This is a genomic window from Haliscomenobacter sp. (assembly GCF_040403615.1).
GTDB lineage: Bacteria > Bacteroidota > Bacteroidia > Chitinophagales > Saprospiraceae > Haliscomenobacter.
Genome location: NZ_JBBAKG010000276.1, coordinates 1 through 1,051 on the forward strand (window position 1 = coordinate 1; position 1,051 = coordinate 1,051).

Here is a 1,051-nt window from a genome sequence, read left to right on the forward strand (position 1 = left end):
CGCCAACCGTAACCTTAAGGCCTTTGTTGGCCTTCTGGAACTCTTCAGCAACCGCTTCTGTGACAGGGTAGACGGTACTAGAACCATCGATTTTCACGACCTGCGCGAAAGCGGATGTAATTACTGTGCTCATAAACATCATAGATGCTGTAGCCAGCAAAGTTTTAACTGGTAAAAATTTCACAGGATTTCCTTTCAGGAAAATTAAAAGAGTCAGCACAGTCTATGTTTCAAATATGTCAATGCCGTGACAATCATGCTGCTTTGCAGTTTTTGCCAATTGATTTGCCGTTATGGATCAACTCAGGTGAGCTTGGGCCTTGGGTTATAAGCTTCCATCCGTCAGCTTCGTATACGCCTGCACCCTTGTTGTCAAGCTCATAACCACCTTCATAACGCACACGCACTGTTGATCCGTCTTCAGCGACACGCGCTTGAAAGCTTATACCGCCCTCACATTTGAATGTGACGAATTGTCCAGCTTTCATTCCGGCAGGAACTGGAACGCTGGTGGCGCAACCGCTCAACAATGCAACGATGGCGAGGTGAGCTATAAAAACAAATTTCATGCGATTTTCTCCGTAAAGTTAATTAAGACGTGGGGTAGTGTCTTGCTGAGATGTGACAAAGTCGTGACATATTGCTAAATTTTGAGTGACAACTGCATACTGACTCCCCTCGCAAAAATCCAGGTGTTCACTTTTATCAGCACGGCTTAGCTACGGCTTAAAACAGACACGACCCACCCCCCCGCGTCACAATAGTTGTCGCCTTCTTAGAACCAAGAACCCTGGGGGCGGCGATGAAGGAAAGCAGTGGCACGTTACGGACAATCATTCAAAGACCGGGCAGTCGCTCGGCTGTTGCCGCCTGAGAGCGCAGCACTGGAGTTGGTCTCCAAGGAAGTTGGCATTGCATCAGGAACGCTGCAACGCTGGAGAGAAGAAGTTCAGTCCATGCCCGCCCGAGGGCGGGCATGGACTGCGCCGGCGAAACTGCAAGCCGTGATCACCACAGCGGCTTTGTCAGAAGTCGACAAGAACGCTTGGTG

Annotated in this window: 1 protein-coding gene and 2 pseudogenes; 1 reads left to right on the top strand and 2 read right to left on the bottom strand. The window is 49.5% G+C overall.

What is annotated here, in order from left to right; genetic code table 11:
• Both ABW391_RS29545 and ABW391_RS29550 read right to left on the bottom strand, forming a co-directional pair.
• Window positions 1-220, bottom strand: a pseudogene (locus ABW391_RS29545) (hypothetical protein); the annotation flags it as partial.
• Window positions 221-254: 34 nt separating this feature from the next.
• Window positions 255-569: a hypothetical protein gene (locus ABW391_RS29550; RefSeq protein ID WP_353485494.1), complete on the bottom strand. Its 315-nt coding sequence runs from the start codon at window positions 567-569 to the stop codon at window positions 255-257.
• A gap of 246 nt (window positions 570-815) precedes the next feature.
• Here ABW391_RS29550 and ABW391_RS29555 point away from each other — a divergent pair.
• A pseudogene (locus ABW391_RS29555) lies at window positions 816-1,051 on the top strand (IS3-like element ISAzo10 family transposase); the annotation flags it as partial.